We start from the raw sequence: 20,580 nt of genomic DNA on the forward strand, positions 1-20,580 counted from the left end.
GTGGTCGCGCGGGATCGTGGTGACGCCTCCCCACGGATACGAGAAACCCGCGATGCTCTCGCCCGCCACCCGCTCATTCGAAGTCCGCCTGGAGCCGCTGCCGGATCTGGAACTCCTGCGCCTGCGCTGGGAGGAACTGGAAAGCCGCTCCCACTGCAGCGTGTTCCTCAGCTGGCTGTGGATCGGCACCTGGCTGAAACTGATCTGCCCGCGCCGGACCGCGCGGTTGGCATCGGTCTATTTGAACAAGCGCCTGGTCGGGCTGGGCATCGTCACCGCGCGCCGCCGCTTCTTCGGCCTGGGTCCCACCCACCTGCGGCTGCACCAGGTGGGCGATCGTGCGCTCGACAGCCTGACCATCGAATTCAACGGCCTGCTCAGCGAGACGGGACTGGAAAGCGACACCCTGGTGGCATTCGTGGATCACCTGCATCGCCACGAGCGTCATTGGCTCACCCTGTTCCTGCCGGGCATCGAGGTCGATCGCATTCCGCTGGATCAGATGCGCGCGCCGGATCTTCGCCTGCGCATGTTCAAGCGGCCAACGCCGTACATCGACCTGACCGGCCTGCGCGAAGACCATGGCCTGTACCTGTCCAGCGTGCTCGGACGCAACACCCGCGCCCGCGTGCGCCGCACCGCCCGCAGGCTGGGCGAACGCTGGGGAGAACTGGAGGTCGCCGTGGCGGCCACGGTCGAGGAGCGGCTGGCGTTCTTCGATGGCCTGGTCGCGCTGCATCAGGCGCACTGGACCGCCGAAGCCGGCGAACAGGGCGCGTTCGCCGATCCTCGCATCGTTGCCTTCCATCGCCAATTGATCAGCGATTCCGAGCCCGGCCATGGCGCGCAACTGCTGCGCTTCCAGGCCGGCGGGCATGTGGTTGGCTATCTCTACCACCTGGTGTCGCGCGGCGTGGTCTGCTTCTACCAGGCCGGCATCGACTATCCGCGCATCGGCGACTGCGGCAGTCCCGGACTCCTGCTGCTGACCGAAGCGGTGCAGCACGCCATCCAGGAGGGTCAATCGCGCTACGAACTGATGGCCGGCGACATGGACTACAAGCGCGTGCTGGCGATGGCCGAAGGCCGCATGGCCTGGCTGTCGGTGGATCGCGTGGGCCTGCGCACCCGGGTGATGGACGCACTGCGCGGGCGCAAGCATGGAACCGTGCCGGCATGACCGCCACGGTCGCCCTGGATGCCTGGGATCGCCTGCAGGCCGCCGACTTCGCGGAATGGGAAGCCCTGGCCGGCACCAGCGCGGCTTCCAACCCATTCCTGATGCCGGGCTTCGTGCAGGCGGCCGCGCGCTGGCTGACGCCGCAGGCCCCGCCATCGCTGCTGCGCGTGCGCGACGGCGGCGGCGAACTGATCGGCCTTGCCTGCCTGGAGCGCCGGCGGCCCAACCTGTTCGTGCCGCTGCCGCACTGGCGCGGCTATCGCCACGCGCACGCGTTCCAGTCCGGCCTGCTGCATGCGCCCGGTGCCGCCGACGTTGTCGCCGACGCGATGATCGATCTGATGGCGCAGCCGCGGTCACCGGTGCCGGTACTGCTGCTGCACAACCTGGTGGCCGAATGCCCGCTGTCGGCGGCGCTGTGGGCCACCCGTGATCCACGCCTGCAATGGCACGAAACCCGGCGCTTCCAGCGGCCGGTGCTGCGCGCCAGGGCCGGAATCTCCACCGCCGCGCGCATGCGCGCCTCGGTGCTCAAGGATCTGCGCCGACGCCTGCGCCGGCTGCAGGACCAGGGTGAAGTCTCCACCCGCATCCTGCAAGGCAGCGATGCCGACCAGGCCGCGGCCGAACGGCATCTCGCGCTCGAGCACGCCGGCTGGAAGGGCGAGGCGGGCAGTTCACTGCATGCCAGCGTGGCCCAGCGCGGCTTCTTCCTGGAAATGGCGGCGCGGTTGGCGCCGACCGGCGCGCTGGTGTTCGTCGAGACGCTGTGCGCGGGCAAGGTCATCGCCTCGACCAGCAACCTGATGTCGGGCCATGTCCTCAGCGGCTTCAAGACCGGTTGGGATCCGGAGTATCGCCAGGCCAGCCCCGGCCGGCTCAATGAATGGCAGCTCTTCGAAACGATGCACGCGCGCTGGCCGCATCTTCGCCAGTTCGACAGCCAGGCCCAGGAGAACTCCTACCTGGCGGAGCTGTTGCCGGACCAGCAGGTCATGGTGTCCGGCGTACTCGCCGCCGGAACCGCGGCCAATCGCTGGCTGTCGGCCGCGCGCGCGTTGCGGCCACTGGCGTACCGGTTGGGCCACGACGACTGAAGCCGGGCCGTGCCCACGCACCGCCACTCAGGCGATCTGGGTGCGGTGCCAGGCGCGCTCCTCCGCGCTCAACCACAGCAGGCGCTTGTGCGGATGCAGTGCCGTGGGCACCGGCAACAGCGTTGGTGGCTGGCTCCGCCACAGCAACCGCCCTCCCAGCATCAGGCTGCACACGGTGGCGAACGGCTTGAAACCCATCGTCCGGTGCGCACGCAGCGACGGACGATTGATGTAGCTGACGTCGGACAGATACTCCAACGGCGCGGATTCCACCGTGCTGCCAATCGCCATCATCGCCAGCAGCAGGCGGCGGCCGCGACGACGCGGCACGACGTAGGCATCGCGCAGCCAGACCTGGGTCTTGTCCAGCGGAAACAGCCAGCCCATCTCGTCGAAGTAACGCGGCACCCCGTGCAGCGCCCAGAACCAGGCGATCACTTCATCGCCCTCTTCGATCGCGAAGCAGCGGAAACCGCGCTCGAAGCGCAGGCGCAGGCGTGCCGGATCGCCGGTGCGGCCCTGCTGCCGGTACACCTTCGACAACCGCGCCTCGTCGCCCAGCCTCAGCTCGACGAACCGTTGCTCCGGCGCCAGCGGATTTTCGCCCGGGCTGCCAGCTTCGCGTCGCAACAGCACGATGGCATTGAAATCGAACATCCCCTTCCTTCCCCTTCGGCTTCCCCGGAAGCCATGATTCCGTATGCGCGGGGCGATCGCCCCGCACCACCCCGTTCTTCAACCGCGCAACCAGCGTCCCAGCAACGGCAACCGTCCCAGGCCCGCCGACTGCAGCAGGTTCCCCAGCAACCCGCCGCCAAAAACGCCCAGCGCCACCGGATAGGCCAGCACGCCTGTGGCCACTTCCAGCAGCAGCTGCGCGGCGGCCGGCACCTGGCCGGCGATCAGCGCACGCACGCCCCACACCGCCAGCGCCATCGCCACGCAAGCCAGCGCCACCCGTGACAGCGGCGACCACAGGCGTCCCAGCCGCACGCCATCGCGATGGCAGGCCTGGACCGTCAGCAGCCACTGCACCAGCATCGCCACGCCGACCGCGAAAGCCGCCGCCATCACTCCCCAACGCGCCAGCACGGCGAACGCGGCCAACAGTACCCCCATCGTCGCGACCTCGATCCACATCAGGATCGCATTGCGACCGAGCGAGGTCAGGAACGAGGACAGGATGTAGCTGCCCGGTCCCAGCAGGAGCATGAAAGCCAGCACGCCCAGCAGCGGTGCGACCAGCGCCCACGTCGGCGGCAGCAATGCGGCGACCAGGGTCGGTGCGACCATCGCCAGGCCCGCCGCCATCGGGCACAGCAGCACTGCCGCCACCACCAGCGCATTGACGATCAGCGGCGCGCGTGCCGCCGGTTCCGCGCGCACGATCGCCGGTACCATCACCGTGCCGATATGCCCGCCGACGTAGACCGCAGGCAATTGCGCCAGGTTGAAGGCCATGCCATAGGCGCCGGCGTCATGCGCGCCGACCAGCCGCAGCATCAGCGGCTTGTCCCAATAGCGTCCCCCCTCGGCAAGGGTGATTTCGCCGGTGATCGGCGCGCCGAACCGGATGATGTCGCGCACCCGCGACCAGCGCAGGCGGGCCGGCGCCAGCCAGCTGCGCCAGCCGGTGCCGGTGATGGTGATCCCCGCGATCACGCAGGACTGGGCGATGAAGCCCAGGATCATCGCGCGACCACCGAGATCGGTCGTGCTCACCAGGGTCACCGCGACCGTGGCGTAGGCCACGTCGCCCATCGCGGTGGCCATCGCGATGCGCCCGAACCGCAGCTCGCGCGCCAGCAGCTTGTCCGGTATCGCGCCCAGCCGGCGGATGCCGATGCCCAGCAGGGCGCCGGGCAGGTAGGCCGCCAGGTTCGGCGCCTGCAACCAATCGGCCAGCCACGGCGTGGCCCACCAGGTCGCCGCGATCACCAGCGAACCGGCCAGCAGGTAGAACACGCTGGCGGTGAAAATCGCCTCGCGTCCCTCGCCGCCGCGCACCATCACGTACTGGCCGCAGCCCCAGGCACCGATCCAGTTGCCGGTCAGCGCAATGATGGTGGCGACCGTCACCTCGGCGACGATGTCCGGACTCAGGTGGCGGGCGATCAGCAGCGTGCCCAGCAACCCGACGGCACGGCCGGCGAGGCCGGCGCCAATGCTCCATGCGGCGGCGGAAACGATCTTGTGCCTGTCCTTCAAACCCCGTCCCCAGCCTGCCCCGCGTGGGCGCCATCGTACGTGCTCACGCGGTCTCCAGGCGCATGCCGCGCCGCTTCCACTCCGAGCGGATCCAGCGCATCGCCGGCCTCTCCACCCCGTGGCTCAACAACATGGCCAGGGCGAACGCCACCGCCACCGCCGCGCCGCAGGCGGCCAGGCTCGGCACGCCCAGCTGTTCCAGCCGGTAGATCACCGCGAAACCGATCGCCTGGTGGATCAGGTACAGCGAATAGGACAGCGTGCCCAGCCAGGCGAAGAAGCGCACATTGAGGAAGCGCAGCCAACCGAGGGTGAAGGCGATGAAGATCGCGCAGCAGACCGTGCCCACCAGCAGGAACACCGGCCGTTCGCCGACCGCGATCGCCAGCAGGCACAGCCCGATCATGGTCGCGTTCAATCGCCATTCGTCCGGATTCTGGCGGAGCCGGTAGAACAGGATGCCCATCGCGAAGAACGGGATGAAGCGCAGGATCAGCAATTCGCGCAGCACGTAGGAGAAGTGCCAGCCATTCTTCTCGCACAGGCCTTCGATGGCGGCCAGCACCAGCCAGCCGGCGATGATCCAGTGGATCCGCTTCAGCAATCCCAGCATGTACCAGAGCAGCATCTGCGCGTAGAAGAACAGCTCGATCTGCAAGGTCCAGTACGAGCCGTCCAGGTGCTCGCCGCCCAGGAACTCCTGGCACATCGTCAGGTTCAGCGCCCAGTCGTGTAGCGACAGCTGCTGCAACGGCAGGCCGATCGAATAGACCACCAGGCTGGTCAGGGCCAGCGCCGCCCAGTAGGCGGGAAACAGCCGGGAAAAGCGCGAGACCACGAAATCCATCGCGGTCCGGGTCCGCTCCAGGGTCATGAAGATGACGAAGCCACTGATCAGGAAGAACAGTTGCACCCCGTACTTGCCGGCCAGCAGGTCCAGCGGCATGCCCCCCGCATGGCCTATCTGCTCCGTGTACCGCGTTGTGTAGTGGTAAGCCATCACGGCCACGGCGGCGATGCCCCGCAGGGCATCCAGCTCCACCACGCGCACGGAAGGCGAATTTTCGCGGACCACTTCAACTCCCGGAACCGGTTCACTGCATGGTCGATATAACGCTAGCGAGTCCCGCAACAGGCCAGTTCCCGGCATCCGGCCGAGGCGGGGCGACATGCGGCTACTGATCGTCACTTCGCAGTTCCCGATTGCCGGCGAGCCCCACCGCGGCCGCCCGATCTACCAGACCGTGCGCGAGCTTTCCCGGTTGGCGCAGGTGCGCGTGCTCAGCCCGGTCGCCTCCTATCCGCGCTGGGCGCAGCCGCGCAGCTACCTGTACCGGGCCTCGGACGAGCACCACAGCGTGCCCGGCTGCGACGTCGAATACGTGCGCTACCCCGCCCTGCCCGCCGTCAGCCGGCCCTTCAACGGCCGTCTGTGCGCGCGTGCCATCGCCGCGCCGATGCGCGCCTTCGCGCCCGATCTGGTGCTGTCCTACTGGCTGTATCCGGACGCCTACGGGGCGATGCTGGCCGCGCGCCAGGCCGAAGTGCCGCTGGTGGTGGGCGCGCGCGGCTCGGACCTGCGCGTACGCGACGCCATCAGCCGCCGCCTGACCCGGCCGGTGCTGCACGCCGCCCGCCGCCTGCTGGTGGTCAGCGAGGATCTGGGCCGGGTCGCCGAACGCGACTACGGTGCCCATCCGGACCGCATCCGCGCCATCCCCAACGGCTGCGATGCCTCCATTTTCCATCCGGCCGACCGTGCCGAAGCGCGGCAGGCGCTGGACCTGCCCGCCGAGGCCGAAGTGGTCACCTACGTGGGCCGCCTGGTCCCCGAGAAAGGCCTGCGCGAGCTGCTCGCCGCCGCCGGCGCGCTGCGCGCCAGTCGCCCGCGCCTGCAACTGGTGCTGGTCGGCGAAGGCCCGATGCACGCGGAACTGGCGGCGTTGGCCGCGGCCGGCGAGCTGCCGGTGCGGTTCGCCGGCACCCGCCCGCCGGCGGAAGTCGCGCGCTGGATGTGCGCCTCCGATCTGGTCACCCTGCCCAGCTATTCCGAAGGCCATCCCAACGTGCTGGTCGAGGCGCTGGCCTGCGGCCGGCCGGTGGTCGCCACCCCGGTCGGCGGCATTCCCGAGGTGGTCGACGCGGCCAGCGGCGTGCTGGTGCCGGCGCGCGATCCGGCCGCGTTGGCCGAGGGCCTGCGCGGAGCGCTGGAGCGCGACTGGGACGAGGCCGCCCTGGCCCGCCGGTTCTCGCGCGACTGGCGCCAGGTCGCCCAGGACACCCTGCTGGCCTGCGAGGAAGTGCTGGCCGAAGCCCGGGGCGAGCGTGCGCTGTACGCCGCCGGTTCCACCTGATTCCGCCGCGAAGGAGACCCGACCATGTGCGGAATCGCAGGCTTCAGCGGCGCTGACGTGACCCCGGACGGCGCCCGTCCGGCGCTGGAAAGGATGATCCACCCACTGGCCCATCGCGGCCCGGACGGCTTCGGCTTCCACGCCGAGCCCGGCGCGGCGCTCGCGCATGCGCGGCTGTCGATCATCGACCTGGCCACCGGCGACCAACCGATCCACAACGAGCGCCGCACGGCGTGGACGGTGTTCAACGGCGAGATCTTCAACTACGTGGAACTGCGCCGGGACCTGGAAGCCCGCGGCCACCGCTTCTACACCCACTCCGACACCGAAGTGATCGTGCACCTGTACGACCGCTACGGCGACGATTTCGTCCAGCACCTCAACGGCCAGTTCGCGATCGCCCTATGGGACGGCGAACGTCGGCGGCTGGTGCTGGCGCGGGATCGCGCCGGCATCCGTCCGCTGTACCACGCCCATCGCCATGGCCGGGTGTGGTTCGCCTCGGAAGTGAAGTCGCTGCTGGCGGTGCTGCCCGAATGCGCGCAGCTCAATCCGCGCGCGCTGATGCAGACCCTGACCTACTGGGCGCCGGTGGATCCGGACACCCTGTACGAAGGCGTGCAGAGCCTGCCCCCAGGCTGCCTGCTGAGCATCGAGGCCGACGGCAGCCAGCACCTGCGTCCGTACTGGAACTGGACGTTCCCGGACGCCGCCGAAACCTCGCCGGCGCGCTACCCGCTGTCGGTGGAACAGGCCACCGACGAACTGCGCGATCTGCTGGTCGACGCGGTCCGCCTGCAACTGCGCGCCGACGTGCCGGTCGGCGCGTACCTGAGCGGCGGCCTGGATTCCTCCGGCATCGTCGCGCTGATCAAGGGTTTCACGGACACGCCCGTCCGTACCTTCTCGGTCGCGTTCGAAGATGGCGAGTTCGACGAGAGCGAACACCAGCAGGCGATGGTCCGCCACCTCGGCACCGACCACACCACACTGCGCTGCACGCGCCGCGACATCGGCGAAGCCTTCCCGCGCCTGATCCGCCACACCGAGACGCCGGTGCTGCGGACCGCGCCGGTGCCGCTGATGCTGCTGGCCGGCAGCGTGCGCGAGCACGGCTACAAGGTGGTGCTGACCGGCGAAGGCGCCGACGAGGTATTCGGCGGCTACGACCTGTTCAAGGAAGCCAAGGTGCGCCGGTTCTGGGCGCGGCAACCGGATTCGCGCCTGCGCCCGCGCCTGCTGGAACGCCTGTACGGCTACCTGCGCAACTCGCCGGTCAGCCATCCGGGCTTCGCCCAGTCGTTCTTCGGCCAGGGCATGGAACACCTGCACCGTCCGGTGTTCGCGCACGTCCCGCGCTGGACAACCTCGCAGCGCGCGCTGGGATTCCTGTCGCCGGATCTGCGCGCGGCCTCCACCAGCTGGGATCCGTTGGACGCCTATGAGCAGACCCTGCCGCCGGACATCATGGCGTGGAGTCCGCTCGCACGTGACCAGTACGTGGAAGCCAAGTCGCTGCTGGCCGGCTACCTGCTGTCCTCGCAGGGCGACCGGGTGGCGATGGCCAACTCCATCGAAGGCCGCTTCCCCTACCTGGATCACCGGGTCATCGAATTCGCCAACCGGCTGCCGCCGAGCTTCAAGATCCGTGGCATGACCGAAAAGTACCTGTTGCGCCGCGCGCTGGCGGATCTGCTGCCGGCCGACATCGTGCAGCGGACCAAGCAGCCCTATCGCGCGCCGGACAGCCAGAGCTTCTTCTTCGACGGAAAGCCGCTGGACTACGTGGCCGAACTGCTTGCGCCCGCCTCCGTCCGCGATGCCGGCTACTTCGAACCGCAGGCGGTGTCGCGGCTGGTGGAGAAATGCCGCCAGGGCCGCGCCACCGGCTTCGCCGACAACCAGGCGTTCGTCGGCATCCTCTCGACCTTGCTGGTGCACCGCCAGCTCAACGAAACGCGCACCGCCCCCGCCGCCCATCGCGCCGCCGACGCGCCGCTGGCCGTGCCGGCGGCCTGAGCGCACCCACCCGATCACGGAGCCGACATGCACTGGCGAGTCAAAGGAATGGTCCAGAAAGTGCTGGGATACCTGCCCGGCGGCCATACCCTGCATTTCCACCTGCAACGCCAGTTCGGCGGCCTGCAGGATTTCGAGCGCGAACTGTCGGTGAAAATCGACGACTGGGCGATCATGGCCGGCCACCTGCGCGACGCCGGCGCGCCGTTCGCCGGCATGCGCGGCTTCGAGATCGGCACGGGCTGGTACCCGACCTTTCCGTTCGCCTGCTACCTGGCCGGCGCGGCGCGCGTCACCACGTACGACCTGAACACCCACCTGCGCCGGGATCTGACCGAGCGTTGCGTGGCCACCCTGGAAAAATTCCTGCCGCGCATCGCCGAAGCCGGCGGCGCGGATCCGCACGCGGTGCGCGAGCGTTACCTGCGCCTGCGCAATCGCCTGCTGGCCGGCGACTCGCTGGAATCGGCCACCGACGGCGTGGTCCAGTACCGCGCCCCGGCCGATGCCACCCGCACCTCGCTGGGCGATGGCGAGGTCGACGTGGTGTTCTCCAACAGCGTGCTGGAGCACGTGCCACCGGAAGTCATCGGCGCGATGTACCGCGAATCCATGCGGATCCTGGCGCCGGGCGGCATCATGTTCCATTCGGTCAACTGTGGCGATCACTACGCCTACGTGGATCGCGAAATCCACCAGTTGCATTACCTGCGCTATTCGGATCAACAGTGGCGGCGCTGGAACAACGCCTTCCTCTATCAAAATCGGCTGCGCGCGCATCGCTTCGTCGATGACGCCCGCGACTGCGGATTCACCATCGTGCTGGATACCTCGAACGCGCGCCCGGAGCGCCTGCGGCAACTGGCGGCCACGCCGGTGCATCCGCAGTTCGCCGGCATTCCGCCGGAACAGCTGTGCATCACCAGCGTGGATTTCATCGCGCGCAAGCCCGCCGCGACGGCGGCGCCCGCGGTGGCCGCCGCGGTCTAGCCGCCCGGCGCGCCCGCGGCGCCTGCCGGCGGCGCGATCCGCAACAGCTTGCCGTCCGGCGCGTCCACCAGCACGTACAGCGCGCCGTCCGGTCCCTGGCGCACGTCGCGGATGCGCTGGTTGCGCTCGCCCAGCAGGCGCTCTTCGTGTACCACCTTGTCGCCGTCCAGCTCCAGCCGGATCAGCTGCTTGGTCGCCAGCGTGCCCAGGAACAGGTTGCCCTGCCACTGCGGGAACAGGCCACCGGTGTAGAACGCCATGCCGCTGACCGCCGGCGATTTCTCCCACACGTAATGCGGATCCTCCATCCCCGGCACGCTGCGCCCGCGCGCACCTTCCACCGGCTTGCCGCTGTAATCGATGCCATGGGTCGCCAGCGGCCAGCCGTAGTTGGCGCCCGGGCGCGGCAGGTTGATTTCATCGCCGCCCTGCGGACCATGCTCGCTGGTCCACAGCGCGCGGGTGACCGGATGCAGCGCCGCGCCCTGCATGTTGCGGTGGCCGTAGGACCAGATTTCCGGCCGCGCGCCGGCCTTGCCCACGAACGGGTTGTCGTCCGGAATGCGTCCGTCCGGCCAGATCCGCACCAGCTTGCCCTGCAGCTTGTCCAGTTCCTGCGCGGCGGCGGCGGCCACCCGGTTGTCGCCCTGGGTGACGAACAGGTGGCCGGTGTCGTCGAACACCAGCCGGGCGCCGACGTGGGTGCCATGCGAGAGCTTGGGCTCCTGCCGGTACACCACCTCCACGTCCTTGAGCTGGTCGCCCTCCAGCCTTCCACGCGCCACCGCGGTGCCGGCCTTGTTGCCGCGGAAGGTCGGTTCGGCGAACGCCAGGTAAACCCACGGCTCGCGCGCGAACTGGGGCGACAACGCCACGTCCAGCAACCCGGCCTGGCCGTCCACGAAGATGTCGGGCAATCCGCCGATGGGTGCGGACACCTCGCCGTCCGCGCCGATGCGGCGCAGCCGGCCCGGGCGTTCCGTAACCAGGATGCCGCCGTCGGGCAGGAAGGCCAGCGCCCAGGGGTGTTCCAGCCCGGTGACCAGTTCGGTCACGGCGTAAGCACCCTTTTCCGAAACGTAGGGGACGGGGGTCGCCCCGCGGACCACGTGGGGCTGCACGGAAGGCGCCGGCGCATCCTGGCGGCAGGCCGCCAACCCCAGCAGCAGAACCAGTGGCAGACGGCGCATCGCGAGCTTCCCCGGCGTGAAGACCGCCGCGATGGTAACACCGCCACCGACCACGCCAACGCCACCGTACGGACTGGCCGGATGCCCGCCGGGCTTGCGTTTTCAATGACAGCAAGCGAAACCGCCACAGGGGACCCCCATGCAGCAGAAACAACAGATCAAGCAGTTCATCCTGGAGAACTTCCTGTTCTCGGATGACCCCGCCGCCATCGGCGACCAGGATTCGCTGATTCGCGGCGGCATCATCGATTCGACCGGCATCCACGAGCTGATCTTCTTCCTGGAGGATCAGTTCAAGCTGCAGATCGTGCCGGAGGAAATGACCCCGGCCAACTTCGACACCATCGACACGGTGGACGAGTTCGTCACCCGCAAGCGGGCCGGCTGATCCATCGCCGATGGAAACCCTCTGCTCCCGGGTCGAACGCGTGGCGCGCGACGCGCCCGCGCGCACGGCCCTCGTCGACGGCGATCGCCAGGCCGACTATGCCGGCTTCTGGCGGCAGGCGCGCCGGTTCGCCGCGCGCCTGCGCGAGACCGGCCTGCGCGACGGCGATCGGGTGGCGATCATCCTGCCCAACCGCATCGAGGCCGCGGTCGCCTGCTACGGGACGTGGCTGGCCGGCGGCATCGCGGTGCCGCTGAACGCGCAGGCGCGCCTGCGCGACTTCCTGCCCTGGCTGCAGCACTGCGGCGCGCACCATGTGGTGCATGAAGCCACGCATCGCGATGTCGTCGACGCGATCGCGCAGTTGCCCGCGCCCCCCCTCTGCACCGCGCTGGAAGACGGACAAGCGCTGGTGGACGAAGGCGCTGGCGACCTTCCGCCCACCACGCTGCTGCCGGAAGCCTCGGATCCGGCCCTGCTCCTGTACACCTCCGGCACCACCGGCGCGCCCAAGGGCGTGATGCTCACCCACGCCAACCTGTTGGCGAACGCGCAGGCAATCGTGGATTACCTGCGCCTGGATGCTTCCGACCGCGTGCTCAGCGTGCTGCCGTTCTACTACGCCTACGGCGCGTCGGTACTGCACACCCATCTCATCAGCGGTGCCCGCGTGGTGCTCGGGCCCGGCCTGATGTTTCCGCACCTGGTGCTCGATGCGATCGAGCAGGCCGGAGCGACCGGATTTTCCGGCGTCCCCTCCACCTTCGCGCTGCTGCTGGAGCCGCTGGCCGCGCGTGCGCGCCCGCTCTCCAGCCTGCGCTATCTCACCCAGGCCGGTGGCGCGATGTCGCCGGCGTTGACCCGCCGGCTACGCGAACTGCTGCCGGCGCCTCGGTTGTACGTGATGTACGGGCAGACCGAGGCGACCTCGCGGATCAGCTGGCTGCCGCCGGAACGGCTGGACGACAAACTCGGGTCGGTCGGCATCCCGGTGACCGGCGTGCAGTGGAAGATCCGCCGCGAGGACGGCGCCACCGCCGCGCCCGGCGAGGATGGCGAAGTCTGCGTGCGCGGCTCGAACGTGATGGCCGGCTACTGGAACAATCCCGAGGCGACCGCGCAGGTGCTGCGCGACGGCTGGCTGCACACCGGTGATCTGGGCCATCTGGATGCGGACGGCTTCCTGTACCTGCAGGGCCGCCGCAGCGACATGATCAAGACCGGCGCCCACCGCGTGCATCCCACCGACGTGGAGGAAGTCATCGCCGAATTGCCCGTCGTCCGCGAGGTCGCGGTGGTGGGCGTGGACGACGAAGTGATGGGGCAGGTCATCCGCGCCTTCGTCGTCGCCGCCGGCGAACTGCCGCCCCGCGCCGAGGACCGCATCAAGGCGCACTGCCGCGCGCGCCTGGCCCCGTACAAGATTCCCCGACAAGTCACCTTCGTCGACACCCTGCCCCGGACCGCCTCGGGCAAGGTGCGACGTTTCCAACTGATGGAGCAGACCGCAACGCCATGAGCAGCCTCGACCGCCACGTCCTCGACATCGACTACGAACAGGAAGCCGATCGCATCGCCGCGCGCCTGCGTGAAATCACCGCGCGGCAACTGCACCGGCGCGGCCTGGTGGTCGCCATTTCCGGCGGCATCGACAGCTCGGTCAGCGCCGCGCTGGCCGTGCGCGCGCTGGGCCCGGACCGCGTGTTCACCCTGATCCTGCCGGAACGCGACTCCTCCGACGACAGCGCGGTGCGCGCCCGCCTGCTGGCCGAACACCTCGGCGTGCGCACCGAAACCGTCGACATCGCGCCGGCACTGGAAGCCATCGGCTGCTACCGCGCGCGCGACCAGGCGGTGCGCAACACCCTGCCCGGGTACGGCGAGGGATGGAAGTTCAAGATCGTCATCGAGGGCGGCACCGAGGGCCGCATCAACCGCTTCCGCCTGATCGCCGAATCGCCGGATGGCCAACGCCACGAACGCGAGCTGGCGCTGGCCGATTACCTGGCCATCGTCGCCGCGACCAATTTCAAGCAGCGCATCCGCAAGACCCTGGAGTATTTCCACGCCGACCGCCTCAACTACGGCGTGGTCGGTACCCCCAACCGGGTCGAGTACGACCAGGGCTTCTTCGTCAAGAACGGCGACGGCTCCGCCGACGTCAAGCCCATCGCCCATCTGTACAAATCGCAGGTGTACGGCATGGCGCGCCACCTGGGTCTGCCCGAACGCGTGTGCGCGGCGATTCCCACCACCGACACCTACAGCCTCAGCCAGGGCCAGGACGAGTTCTACTTCGCCCTGCCTTACCAGCAGATGGATCTGGCGTTGTGGGCGCTGAACCATGATCGTCCCGCCAATGAACTGGCGACCGCGCTGGGCATCACCCCGGCACAGGCCGAAGCCGTCTACGAGGACATCCGCAACAAGCGTCGCACCACCCGCTACCTGCACATGGCGCCGGTGCTGGCCGGCGACGTTCCCGAGCTGGACTGATCCGTGAACCAATCCCCGCCCACGCCGCAGTACCTGGTCCACGCCGGCGATCCACTGCGCGACCGCGACACCGTGCTGTCGATCTGGTGGGGCAATCTGGGGCGCACCGATCGGATCGCCGCCAAGTACGACTGGTTCTACCTGGGTTGCCCGCACGGCGCGCCGTTGCTGCAGCTGTTGCAGGAAACCCGGACCGGCCAGTGGGTGGGCACCGCCTGCGCCGGTCGCCGCCGGATGCGCCATCGCGGCCGCGACCTGGCCGCCGGCGTGCTGGTGGATCTGGCGGTGCTGCCCGAACATCGTTCGCTCGGTCCGGCGCTGATGCTGCAGCAAGGGCTGATCGACGGCGGCCGGGAACAGGTGGACGTCCTGTACGGATTTCCCAACCCGAAGGCGGCGGCGGTGTTCAAGCGCATGGGCTACCAGCAGGCGACCCATCTGGTGCGCTATGCGCGGGTGATTCGCCATGCGCGCTACCTGCGTGCGCGGATGCCGGCTTGGCTCGCTCCCGCCGCGGGCTGGCTGCTGGATGCGGGGGTGGCCTTGCGCGACGGCTGGCGCCGCTGGCATGGCCCGCGCCTGCGCGCCGAATGGGGCAACCGCGCCGATCCGCGCATGGATGCCCTGTGGGCCGCCGCCTCGCAGGGCGATGGCGTGCTCGCGGTGCGCGACAGCGTGCACGCCAAGTGGCGCTTCGACGACTCGCCGCTGGCGACCACCCGCTATCTCTGGATCACCTCGCCCGGCCGCAGCGAACTGAAGGCATGGTTCGCGGTGCAGGTGGAGGACGCCGCCCTGCACGTGCGCGACTTCTGGTCCGACAACGGCGCACACGGGCTCACCGCGCACTACGTGCAGGCGCTGATCGCCGCCGCACGCGCGGCGGGCCACGCCTCGGTATCGGTGGAGATCACCGGGCCGGAAGGCCAGTTGCAGGGCTGGCGCGAATCCGGCTTCAGCGAACGCAGCCAGCGGCCGGTATTCGTGCGCTGGAACCTGGCCAACGCCACCGAACCGGTGTGGTTCCTGACCTCGGCGGATGAGGACGAATGAGCCCGGCGGTCTGGCCTCAGGCCAGCCGCTGCGCCGGCTTGCGGAACAGGTAGAGCGCCAGCCAGTCCGGCCGGAAACGTCCGCGCGCATCGACCACCGCGTCGGTCTCGAAACCGGTGCGTCCCAGCAGCCAGCCAACCCCGCCGGCGACCGGATTGAGCACCGGCACGCTGGTGAAGATCAATTCGTACCCGGCCCCGCGCGCACGCTGCGCGATCGCGTCGTCGAAGGACCCATGCGGGAACGACATCGATTCGGCGTTGGGTGCCGGCTGTCCCAGGTGCCGCGCCAGCGCGGCGCGCGCGCCGGACAGTTCCGCATCGAGATCCGGCGCGTGCTTCATCGGCGCGTGGGTCTTGCCATGCAGGCCCAGCGCCATGCCGCCGGCGGCCAACCGCTGCAATTCCTCCACGGTCACCATGTGCCGGTGGCCATCATCCAGCGCCGCCATGAACGGCGCCAGCACCGCCTCACGGTGTTCGGCCGGCATCCGTTCGAGCCGGGCGATGGCCTCGCGCAGTTCGCCCAGCGATTCATCGCGCGGCTGCCAGGGTTCGGCCAGGTGCGGCTGCATCGCGCCCGCCAGATCGGCCAGCTTCAACGCGCCCCGGCGCAACGCGGCGATCAGCCGTTCCTGGAAAAACGGTTGGCGGGTACCGACCGCGTCGGACACCACGAACATCAACGCCGGCAGGCCCGCCTTGCGCAGTTCCGGCAACGCGTAGTCGGCATTGTCGGCCCAGCCATCGTCGAAGGTGATCAACAGTGCGCGGGGCGGCAGCGGCGCCCCCGTCCGGCGGGAGGCCAGCACCTGCTCCAGCGGCACCACGTGGTAGTGCCTGCGGAAAAACGCCAGCGAATCGGCCAGCCAGCGCGTGGCCAGGGTGTAATCCGGATCGCAGGTCCGCCAGCGCGGATCCTCCGGGCTCAGGGTACGATGGAACATCACCACGGTCAGGCTGTCCGCGTTGCGCACACGGTGGTACAGGCCCAGCAGACCACTGACGTATAGAAGCTTCTTGGAGAGATCCTTCAGCATGGCGCCAGCTATCGAGGTTTCAACGATTATACCCACCTACAACCGGCGGGACCTGGTGGTGCGCGCGATCGAAACGGTGCTCGCGCAGACCCGCGCCGTCGACGAAATCATCGTCATCGACGATGGTTCCACCGATGGCACGGAACAACTCCTGCGCGCGCGCTACGGTGATCGCGTGCGCTACGTGTGGCAGGCCAACGCGGGCGTTTCCGCCGCGCGCAACCACGGCATGCGCCTGGCCCGCGGCCGCTACTTCGCGCTGCTGGACAGCGACGATGAATGGCTGCCGGAAAAGACCGAGCGGCAACTGGCCTGGCTGGAAGCGCATCCGGAGGCCGGCATGGTCCTGTGCGACGTCGAGCGGGTCGACAGCGGAGGTCGCCTGATCGACGTGTTCCGTCGCCGCGACGTCATCCGCGAGGATGGCCGGGTGCTGCGCTGGGTGATCCACAATCCCGCGCTCGCGCCGGCGTCGGCGATCCTGCGCCGCGAGGTGTTCGAGGACATCGGCGGTTTCGATGAAAGCCTGCGCACCGCCGAGGACATCGACTTCCACCTGCGCATCGCCCAACGCTGGCCGATCGGCGTGGTCGAGCAGTCGCTGGTGCGGGCCATGCGCGGACACGACGGCCTTTCCGCCGAAGCCAGCACCTACGACGACTACGTGCGCGTGGTCGAACGGGCGGTGCGCGCCGCGCGCGGCCAGGTCGCCGACGCGGAACTGGATCGCGCCCTGGCCGGCACCTACGCGCGCAACGCGCGTGGAATGCTGATTCGCGGGCGCTGGCGCGACGGCTGGCGACTGGCGCGCGATGCCTGGCGACTGACGCCGGATCCGGCGGTCCGCCGCGAGCTGCTGCGGCTGGCGCCGTTCGCCGCGCGTCGCGCGATCCGCAGCCTGCTTCCCGGTTGAGCCGAGGCGTTCCCGCATCCCGGCAACGCCGTCAGCGCGCGCCACGTCCGAACAGCACGACCTCGACCGTCTGCAGCAGGATCATCAGGTCGAACACCAGGCCGTGGTTCTTCACGTAGAACAGATCGAACTTCAGCTTCTCCTCGGCGTCGCGCACCGAGGCACCGTAGGGATAGCGCAGTTGCGCCCAGCCGGTCAGGCCCGGCTTCACGCTGTGGCGAACGCCGTAGTAGCGGATCTCGTCGTTGAGCATGTCGACGAAATGCGGGCGCTCCGGGCGCGGCCCGACGAAACTCATGTCGCCGCGGATCACCGCCACCAGCTGCGGCAGTTCGTCCAGGCGGGTCTTGCGGATGAACTTGCCGACCCGGGTACTGCGGTCATCATCCTTGCTCGCCCATATCGCCACGCCGTCCTTTTCCGCATCCACGCGCATGCTGCGGAACTTGGTCAGGGTGAAATGGCGGCCACGCTCGCCCACCCGGGTCTGGCTGTAGAAAATCGGTCCGCCCGATTCCACCCAGACCGCCAGTGCCACCAGCAGCATCAGCGGCCAGGCGATCAGCAGCAACGCCAGCGCCGCCGCGAGATCGAAGAAGCGCTTGCTCAATCGCCGCGGGGTCGAATAATCGAAACCACCGGAGAACACCAGCCACGAAGGATCCACCACGTTGAGCTGGACCATGCCGGCCTCGCGCTCGAAGAAGCTGGACAGATCCACCACCGACACGCCGCGCTGCACGCATAGCAGCATCTCTTCCATCGGCAGGCCGCCGCGACGCTCGTCGGGCGCGATGACCAGTTCGTCGATCTGCATGCGCTCGACCAGTTCGGCCAGGCCCTCCTCGCCCGGGCGGACCAGCAGGTCCTCGCTCACCAGCACCGGCTGGCCGGGCACCGGCACGAAGCCGAGCACCAGGAACGAACGCCGATCGGATTTGCGGCGCATGCGTGAATTGATCAGGTCGGCATTCTTGCCGGCGCCGAAAATCAGGATCCTCTGCTTGAGCACATCCGAACCGTAGATGCGCATCCAGGCCAGCCGCACCAGGCAGACGCCGACCAGACCGAGCGCCAGCGACATCGCCTGCACGCCGCGGCCGATGTAAGTGGCCGGAATCAGGTAATAGAGCACCACCAGGCCGATGCCGCCGAATGCGAACGAGAGGGTCAGCCGCAGGATGAAATCCAGCCGGGTGTGGCGGACGTGCACCTGGTACAGGCCGAACGCCGCCATCGCGCCGGTGAGGAACAGCGCCACCAGCACCGCGCGAATCGGCGCCTGTTCGACGAAGACGACGTGGTACTCGGGCTCGTTGTGGAAACGGATCCAGGCGGCGGCCATCACCGCGGCCATCAGCACGATGGCCTCCGCGATCCACAGGATGCGGGCGGCGCGCGCCTTGCGGCTGGCCTGGCTGGACTTCATGGCGACCTCCCGGCCACCGGCACCGGCAGCGCTTTCGTCCGCAGCCCCCGCGGCGCGCGGCACCGGCCGCACGCGTTCAAGCAATCCTGCATGTTTCCCCCTGTCCTGGCCCCCGAATCCCTGGTGTTCCTGCGGCCTGCCCGTACTGAGGTCATTCGCGGATACCCACGGTTTCACTTGCATTGGTAACACCGCTACCAACGCGACTTCAGCCGGTGGCCGGCCACCTTCCGTCCGCTTCGCGAATCTGGAGTCCGCGCCGGGAGGCTTCATGACCCACCGGCGAGACGCCTGCCGGACAGGTGCCCAGCGGCCCGCGGCGTTCTCTCCACCCACGCCCACGAAAAAGGCCGGGTCGCCCCGGCCTTCTTTCGCAAGCGCCGGGAAGGCCGAAGCCTGCCCGGCTGCCCTGCACGTCCGTCAGGGCCTCACCACCGAACGGCGATAACGCGCCGCCGGTGCCTGCCGGTACGGCGATCGTCCGACATACACGCCACGCCCGCTCGATACCGGCTGGACCTGCCCTCCGGCGGTCGGCGGAGCGGCCGACGATGACGGCGCCTGTCCGGGAATCAGCGGTTGCGCGCCGTTGACCCGGATGCGGTTGTCGATGTCGCTCTGCTCCAGCGCGCCGATCGTGATCCGGCTGGGCACAAGCCGCGCATGCCTGTCACCGATTGCCTGCTTGACCCGCAACGGCGGATCGTAGGCCGGCAGCAACTGCGGCGACGGGAACGGGAAACCCGCCGGGGTCGCCGGCGTGTTGTTGCCTGCCGCCAGCAGGGGACTGCCGGCGCGGGGACGCAGGCTGCGCTGGGTGAGATTGGTGAGCATCGGATCCGAGCCACGCACGGTGCCGCTCCACTCCGCCGGCACCAGAGTCGCCCCGGTCTGCACCCAGTTGTTGCTGCCGGCGACCTTGCGGCCGTTCGACCACGGCTCGCGGCTGGGCGGCCCGCAGTACGGTGCGGCCACGTCGCTGGCCGGGTTCTCGCGCACGATCGCCGGGGCGCTGCCGCCATTCTGGTAGATGGCGTTGTTGTGCATCTCCAGCGAGCCCTGGCCCAGTTGCACCAGCACCGCGTTGGCGTTGCCGCTGCGATCCAGGATGATCGTGTTGTTGACCAGGCGGGTACGGCCCTGGTTGCGGCCATTGAGATCGCCGCCGATGCGGAAGGCATTGCCGGAACGGCTGCTGGCGCGATGGATGATCACGTTGCCGACCACGTCGGCATCCTCGCGTCGCAGATCCGCGGTCCAGCCGGATTTCTGGGTTTCGCAGTCTGGGCCGATCAACTCGACTTCATGCAGATCCGAACCCTCGATCCAGTTGTAATAGATCTCCGCGCGTTGGTGGCGCACGCGCACCAGCACGCCGCCGGTGGCGTCATGCACGTAGTTGTGCCGCATCCGGAACACGGTGTCCGGGAACGCGACCTCGTCGGATTGCATGTAGATCGCGTGGCGGCGGTCGCCCTGCCCGGCCCGCGCGACCTCGCTGTACTCGAGCGTGAACGAGCCCGAATTCTGATCCGCGCCGAGGATGCCGTGCGACGGGCAGTCGTGGATGTAGGCATCACGCACGGTCGCGTTGTGGGCCTCGCTGAAGACACAGCTCGAGCTGCCACCGGTGATCTCGAACCCTTCCAGCACGACATGGTTGGATTGTTCGAACTTGATGGTATGGGTACCGCCGCTCAACACCGGGCGCGTGGCACCGGCCACCCGCCGCCAGCGGATGGTCACCGGATTGGCTTCGGTGCCGCTGTCGTCGTCGCCGATGACGATGTTGCCGCTGTAAGTCGCGTTGCCATCCACCTCGACGATGTCGCCGGGGGCGAGGTTGACGTTATTGAACAGCGTGGACAGCTGGGTGTACTGGCGCCCGGATGGGCCGACCGTGTAGGTCGCGGCCGCCGCGCTCAGCGGGGCAGCCGCAATCAGCCCCAGGCCGAGCAAGGACTTGGAAAAACGCATTGATTTGGAACTCCCGGAATTCTGGTTGTTCCCCCTGTGGACGGTATTGTCACGGGCCGGCCGTGAAAGTCCCGCTAACCGACGCCGATCGCGTCCCCGGCATTTTCCGAACTGCGACCGGGTCGTCATCCCGGCTCATGGCGGGAGCGCCGGCGGGGGCCTGCCTGCCCCGGGGCCGGCATCGGTCCAGGAAACTCGTTACGGAAAAATGATTGACGACCGAAATCGAATCGTGCAGAATTCCGCC

Annotated in this window: 17 protein-coding genes; 10 read left to right on the top strand and 7 right to left on the bottom strand. The window is 68.9% G+C overall.

Annotation, left to right across the window (positions count from 1 at the left end):
* Window positions 1–52 precede the first annotated feature (52 nt).
* Window positions 53–1,180, top strand: coding sequence for a GNAT family N-acetyltransferase (locus FG323_RS05150; RefSeq protein ID WP_141453414.1), 1,128 nt, complete (start codon window positions 53–55; stop codon window positions 1,178–1,180).
* The gene (locus FG323_RS05155; protein ID WP_141453416.1) at window positions 1,177–2,277 is read left to right on the top strand and encodes a GNAT family N-acetyltransferase; all 1,101 of its coding nucleotides are present in this window, start codon (window positions 1,177–1,179) and stop codon (window positions 2,275–2,277) included. Before FG323_RS05150 ends, FG323_RS05155 begins: the two co-directional genes overlap by 4 nt.
* 27 nt (window positions 2,278–2,304) lie before the next feature.
* On the opposite strand, the gene FG323_RS05160 is transcribed toward FG323_RS05155, so the two are convergent.
* From FG323_RS05160 to FG323_RS05170, 3 genes are all read right to left on the bottom strand, one after another.
* The gene (locus FG323_RS05160) at window positions 2,305–2,934 is read right to left on the bottom strand and encodes a hypothetical protein (protein WP_141453417.1); all 630 of its coding nucleotides are present in this window, start codon (window positions 2,932–2,934) and stop codon (window positions 2,305–2,307) included.
* 78 nt (window positions 2,935–3,012) lie between these two features.
* Window positions 3,013–4,485: an oligosaccharide flippase family protein gene (locus FG323_RS05165; protein ID WP_141453419.1), complete on the bottom strand. Its 1,473-nt coding sequence runs from the start codon at window positions 4,483–4,485 to the stop codon at window positions 3,013–3,015.
* 43 nt (window positions 4,486–4,528) lie between these two features.
* Window positions 4,529–5,560 carry an acyltransferase gene (locus FG323_RS05170; RefSeq protein WP_181444090.1) on the bottom strand — a complete coding sequence of 344 codons (1,032 nt, stop codon included), beginning with the start codon at window positions 5,558–5,560 and terminating at the stop codon, window positions 4,529–4,531.
* Window positions 5,561–5,654: 94 nt separating this feature from the next.
* Between FG323_RS05170 and FG323_RS05175 the strand changes: the two genes are divergently transcribed.
* The 3 genes from FG323_RS05175 to FG323_RS05185 are packed head-to-tail and all read left to right on the top strand — an operon-like array spanning window position 5,655 to window position 9,848.
* A complete protein-coding gene (locus FG323_RS05175; protein ID WP_181444091.1) occupies window positions 5,655–6,839 on the top strand; it encodes a glycosyltransferase in 1,185 nt (394 codons plus the stop codon).
* Between the two features lie 24 nt (window positions 6,840–6,863).
* Window positions 6,864–8,858 carry an asparagine synthase (glutamine-hydrolyzing) gene (gene asnB, locus FG323_RS05180; protein WP_141453425.1) on the top strand — a complete coding sequence of 665 codons (1,995 nt, stop codon included), beginning with the start codon at window positions 6,864–6,866 and terminating at the stop codon, window positions 8,856–8,858.
* Window positions 8,859–8,906: 48 nt separating this feature from the next.
* Window positions 8,907–9,848 carry a class I SAM-dependent methyltransferase gene (locus tag FG323_RS05185; protein WP_220094127.1) on the top strand — a complete coding sequence of 314 codons (942 nt, stop codon included), beginning with the start codon at window positions 8,907–8,909 and terminating at the stop codon, window positions 9,846–9,848.
* Here FG323_RS05185 and FG323_RS05190 read toward each other — a convergent pair.
* On the bottom strand, window positions 9,845–11,038 hold the full coding sequence (locus FG323_RS05190) for a PQQ-dependent sugar dehydrogenase (protein WP_141453429.1): 1,194 nt from the start codon (window positions 11,036–11,038) through the stop codon (window positions 9,845–9,847). The genes FG323_RS05185 and FG323_RS05190 overlap by 4 nt on opposite strands.
* 139 nt (window positions 11,039–11,177) lie before the next feature.
* Here FG323_RS05190 and FG323_RS05195 point away from each other — a divergent pair, with 139 nt between their 5' ends.
* Genes FG323_RS05195 through FG323_RS05210 form a run of 4 tightly spaced genes read left to right on the top strand, consistent with a single transcriptional unit; the run spans window position 11,178 to window position 14,975 of the window.
* Window positions 11,178–11,426, top strand: a complete 249-nt coding sequence (locus tag FG323_RS05195; RefSeq protein WP_141453430.1) for an acyl carrier protein — start codon at window positions 11,178–11,180, stop codon at window positions 11,424–11,426.
* 10 nt (window positions 11,427–11,436) lie between these two features.
* A complete protein-coding gene (locus tag FG323_RS05200; RefSeq protein ID WP_141453432.1) occupies window positions 11,437–12,945 on the top strand; it encodes a class I adenylate-forming enzyme family protein in 1,509 nt (502 codons plus the stop codon).
* Window positions 12,942–13,922 carry an NAD(+) synthase gene (nadE, locus tag FG323_RS05205; protein ID WP_141453433.1) on the top strand — a complete coding sequence of 327 codons (981 nt, stop codon included), beginning with the start codon at window positions 12,942–12,944 and terminating at the stop codon, window positions 13,920–13,922. Before FG323_RS05200 ends, nadE begins: the two co-directional genes overlap by 4 nt.
* Window positions 13,923–13,925: 3 nt before the next feature.
* Complete coding sequence (locus FG323_RS05210) at window positions 13,926–14,975, top strand: GNAT family N-acetyltransferase (protein WP_141453435.1); 1,050 nt, start codon at window positions 13,926–13,928, stop codon at window positions 14,973–14,975.
* A 16-nt stretch (window positions 14,976–14,991) separates the two neighbouring features.
* On the opposite strand, the gene FG323_RS05215 is transcribed toward FG323_RS05210, so the two are convergent.
* Entirely contained in the window at window positions 14,992–16,014 is a 1,023-nt protein-coding gene (locus tag FG323_RS05215; RefSeq protein WP_141453438.1) for a polysaccharide deacetylase family protein, read from the bottom strand.
* On the opposite strand from FG323_RS05215, the gene FG323_RS05220 reads away from it, so the two are divergent.
* A complete protein-coding gene (locus FG323_RS05220; RefSeq protein ID WP_141453439.1) occupies window positions 16,013–16,927 on the top strand; it encodes a glycosyltransferase in 915 nt (304 codons plus the stop codon). The genes FG323_RS05215 and FG323_RS05220 overlap by 2 nt on opposite strands.
* A 31-nt stretch (window positions 16,928–16,958) precedes the next feature.
* On the opposite strand, the gene FG323_RS05225 is transcribed toward FG323_RS05220, so the two are convergent.
* Window positions 16,959–18,356: a TIGR03013 family XrtA/PEP-CTERM system glycosyltransferase gene (locus FG323_RS05225; RefSeq protein ID WP_141453441.1), complete on the bottom strand. Its 1,398-nt coding sequence runs from the start codon at window positions 18,354–18,356 to the stop codon at window positions 16,959–16,961.
* A 420-nt stretch (window positions 18,357–18,776) separates the two neighbouring features.
* Entirely contained in the window at window positions 18,777–20,333 is a 1,557-nt protein-coding gene (locus FG323_RS05230) for a right-handed parallel beta-helix repeat-containing protein (RefSeq protein WP_181444092.1), read from the bottom strand.
* Window positions 20,334–20,580 lie beyond the last annotated feature (247 nt).

The organism is Pseudoxanthomonas sp. z9 (genome assembly GCF_006542425.1).
In the GTDB taxonomy this organism is placed as follows: Bacteria; Pseudomonadota; Gammaproteobacteria; order Xanthomonadales; family Xanthomonadaceae; genus Pseudoxanthomonas_A.

Bases quoted from the DNA above. Each gene is read 5' to 3' on its own strand.
- FG323_RS05150 (WP_141453414.1), top strand. From the start codon at position 53: ATGCTCTCGCCCGCCACCCGCTCATTCGAAGTCCGCCTGGAGCCGCTG.
- FG323_RS05155 (WP_141453416.1), top strand. From the start codon at position 1,177: ATGACCGCCACGGTCGCCCTGGATGCCTGGGATCGCCTGCAGGCCGCC.
- FG323_RS05160 (WP_141453417.1), bottom strand. From the start codon at position 2,934: ATGTTCGATTTCAATGCCATCGTGCTGTTGCGACGCGAAGCTGGCAGC.
- FG323_RS05175 (WP_181444091.1), top strand. From the start codon at position 5,655: ATGCGGCTACTGATCGTCACTTCGCAGTTCCCGATTGCCGGCGAGCCC.
- asnB (WP_141453425.1), top strand. From the start codon at position 6,864: ATGTGCGGAATCGCAGGCTTCAGCGGCGCTGACGTGACCCCGGACGGC.
- FG323_RS05185 (WP_220094127.1), top strand. From the start codon at position 8,907: ATGGTCCAGAAAGTGCTGGGATACCTGCCCGGCGGCCATACCCTGCAT.
- FG323_RS05190 (WP_141453429.1), bottom strand. From the start codon at position 11,038: ATGCGCCGTCTGCCACTGGTTCTGCTGCTGGGGTTGGCGGCCTGCCGC.
- FG323_RS05195 (WP_141453430.1), top strand. From the start codon at position 11,178: ATGCAGCAGAAACAACAGATCAAGCAGTTCATCCTGGAGAACTTCCTG.
- FG323_RS05200 (WP_141453432.1), top strand. From the start codon at position 11,437: ATGGAAACCCTCTGCTCCCGGGTCGAACGCGTGGCGCGCGACGCGCCC.
- nadE (WP_141453433.1), top strand. From the start codon at position 12,942: ATGAGCAGCCTCGACCGCCACGTCCTCGACATCGACTACGAACAGGAA.
- FG323_RS05220 (WP_141453439.1), top strand. From the start codon at position 16,013: ATGGCGCCAGCTATCGAGGTTTCAACGATTATACCCACCTACAACCGG.
- FG323_RS05215 (WP_141453438.1), bottom strand. From the start codon at position 16,014: ATGCTGAAGGATCTCTCCAAGAAGCTTCTATACGTCAGTGGTCTGCTG.
- FG323_RS05225 (WP_141453441.1), bottom strand. From the start codon at position 18,356: ATGAAGTCCAGCCAGGCCAGCCGCAAGGCGCGCGCCGCCCGCATCCTG.
- FG323_RS05230 (WP_181444092.1), bottom strand. From the start codon at position 20,333: ATGCGTTTTTCCAAGTCCTTGCTCGGCCTGGGGCTGATTGCGGCTGCC.